Source organism: Roseomonas sp. BN140053 (genome assembly GCF_047690175.1).
Taxonomy (GTDB): Bacteria; Pseudomonadota; Alphaproteobacteria; order Acetobacterales; family Acetobacteraceae; genus Roseomonas.
Genome location: NZ_JBLLEB010000083.1, coordinates 1 through 2476 on the forward strand (window position 1 = coordinate 1; position 2476 = coordinate 2476).

At 72.7% G+C, this 2476-nt stretch carries 3 protein-coding genes; all 3 read left to right on the forward strand.

The window, feature by feature from the left end:
* The first annotated feature begins 91 nt into the window (after positions 1-91).
* From tnpA to tnpC, 3 genes are read left to right on the forward strand one after another with little or no spacing between them, the layout of a single operon-like run.
* Positions 92-499: an IS66-like element accessory protein TnpA gene (gene tnpA, locus ACLIBK_RS25435; RefSeq protein ID WP_415390097.1), complete on the forward strand. Its 408-nt coding sequence runs from the start codon at positions 92-94 to the stop codon at positions 497-499.
* Positions 496-846, forward strand: coding sequence for an IS66 family insertion sequence element accessory protein TnpB (gene tnpB / locus ACLIBK_RS25440; RefSeq protein ID WP_415390098.1), 351 nt, complete (start codon positions 496-498; stop codon positions 844-846). The genes tnpA and tnpB overlap by 4 nt, the downstream gene beginning before the upstream one ends.
* Before the next feature lie 58 nt (positions 847-904).
* Positions 905-2446 carry an IS66 family transposase gene (gene tnpC, locus ACLIBK_RS25445; protein ID WP_415390099.1) on the forward strand — a complete coding sequence of 514 codons (1542 nt, stop codon included), beginning with the start codon at positions 905-907 and terminating at the stop codon, positions 2444-2446.
* Positions 2447-2476: the final 30 nt, after the last annotated feature.

Sequence of the window (2476 nt, forward strand, 5' to 3'; positions counted from 1 at the left end):
GTAAGCGTCCGGCCTCCATCGCCTTCTCTGGCCGCTGACGTGCGTTGAGGCTGGCGGCCTTAACGTCGGGCGTAAGGTCGGCTGTAAGGTCATGGGCAGGGGGACGGTCGAGATCATCACCGGGCGCGAGCGGCGTCGGCGGTGGAGCGTGGCGGACAAGCTCCGCATCCTGGCCGAATGCGATGCGCCCGGCGTGCAGGTTTCGGAGGTGGCAGCCCGGCACGGCGTCTACCGCAGCCTGGTATTCCAGTGGCGACGCCAAGCCCGGGACGGCCTGCTGGTGACCGAGCCGACGCCGGAGCTCGTGCCGGTCCGCGTCGTCGCCGCCGATCGCCACAGCGACGCGCTGCCGGGATCGGAGCCTGTACCGCTGCCGCCACCATCACCGCGCGTGGCCGCGGCGATCGAGATCGAACTGCCCGACGGCATACGGGTGCGGGTGGGTGAGGAGGTCGGCCTCGTCGCCCTGCGGCGGGTGCTGGCGGCGCTGCGCGGGTGATCCCGGGACCGCCGCCCGGCGTGCGGGTCTGGCTGGCCGCGGGTCCGACCGACATGCGGCGCGGCTTCGACGGGCTGGCGCGGCAGGTGCAGGAGGCGCTCGGGCAGGATCCGTTCAGCGGTCAGCTGTTCGTGTTCCGCGGCCGTCGCGGCGACCTGATCAAGGCGCTGTGGTGGGATGGCCAGGGTCTGGTGCTCTACGCCAAGCGGCTGGAGCGCGGGCACTTCGTCTGGCCGCTGGCCAAGGACGGCGTGGTGTCGCTGACGCCCGCGCAGCTCTCGATGCTGCTGGAGGGCATCGATTGGCGCATGCCCGCCCGCACCTGGCGGCCGGAGATGGCGGGATAGCACCCGATCGCAGGGGATTCATTCGGTGCGACGCGGTGTCAGCGGCGATCATGCCGTCGTGGTCATCGATCTCGCCGCCCTGCCTGACGACGCCGACGCGCTGCGCGCCATCGTGCTGGCGCAGGCTGCGGCGCTGGCCGATCAGCGCGCGTTGATCGAGCGGCTCCGGCTGCAGCTGGCCCGGCTGCGACGGATGCAGTTCGGCCGCTCGTCGGAGCGGCTGGCGGCCGAGGCCGACCAGCTGGAGCTGGCGCTCGAGGAGCTGGAGACGGAGGCGCCCACCTCGCTGCCCGCCGAGGATGCCGCGGACGCCGCGGCCCGGCCGGAGCGCCGCAAGCCTGCACGGCGGTCGTTGCCGGAGCACCTGCCGCGCGAAGTGGTGGAGTACGGCGCCGGGGCCGATGCCTGCGCGGCGTGTGGCGGCACACTGCGCCGCCTCGGCGAGGACGTGACCGAGGTGCTGGACTGGCTGCCGGGCCGGTTCCGTGTGCTCCGGCACGTGCGGCCGAAGTTCTCCTGCCGCGGCTGCGAGGCCGTCACCCAGGCCCCGGCGCCGAGCCTGCCGATCCGCCGCGGCCGGGCCACGGCGGGACTGCTTGCCCACGTCCTGGTGGCCAAATACGCCGACCACCTGCCGCTCTATCGCCAGAGCGAGATCTACGCCCGGGACGGCATCGAGTTGCAGCGCTCGACCCTGGCCGACTGGGTCGGACAGTCGGCGGCGCTGCTCCGGCCGCTGCTGGATGCCCTGGCCCGGCACGTCCTGGCGGGCGCCGTGCTGCATGCTGACGACACGCCGGTGCCGGTGCTGACGCCCGGCCTTGGTAGGACCAGCACCGGCAGGCTCTGGGCCTATCTGCGCGACGAGCGGCCGCATGGCAGCAAGACCCCGCCCGCGGTGCTCTACCGCTACAGCCCGGACCGCCGGGCCGAGCATCCGGTGGCGCATCTTGTCGGGTTCCGCGGTGTGCTGCAGGCCGACGGCTATGCGGGGTTCGACGGTCTGTACGACGGCGGCCAGGTGCAGGAGGCGGCCTGCTGGGCGCATGCCCGACGCTACTTCTTCGAGTTGCACGCCACCGGCCAAGCACCGCTGGCAACCGAGGCGGTACGCCGCATCGGCCTGCTCTACGCCATCGAGGGGGACATCCGCGGCCAGCCGCCCGACGCCCGGGCAACGCAGCGCCAAGCGAGGGCAGGGCCGATCCTCGAGGGCCTGCGCACCTGGCTTGGCGCGACCCTTGCCCGGATCTCCGGGCGCAGCGACCTGGCAGCGGCCATCCGCTATGCGCTGTCGCGGTGGGAGGCGCTAACCCGCCATCTCGCCGACGGGCGGCTGGAGATCGACAACAATCCGGTCGAGCGGGCGATCCGACCCTTGGCTCTCGGCCGGAAGAACTGGCTGTTCGCGGGCTCCGACAGCGGCGGCCATCGTGCCGCAGCGATCGCCTCGCTGATCGCCACCGCCAGGCTGAACGGCCTCAACCCGGAGGCCTATCTCCGCCGCGTGCTGGAGCGCATCGCCGACCATCCCGTCAGCCGGGTCGCTGAACTCCTGCCGTGGAACCTGTCAAGCGACGCCGAAGCCGCAGCAACCTGACAGTCGGTCCCCGCGTCACCGGACGCTTAC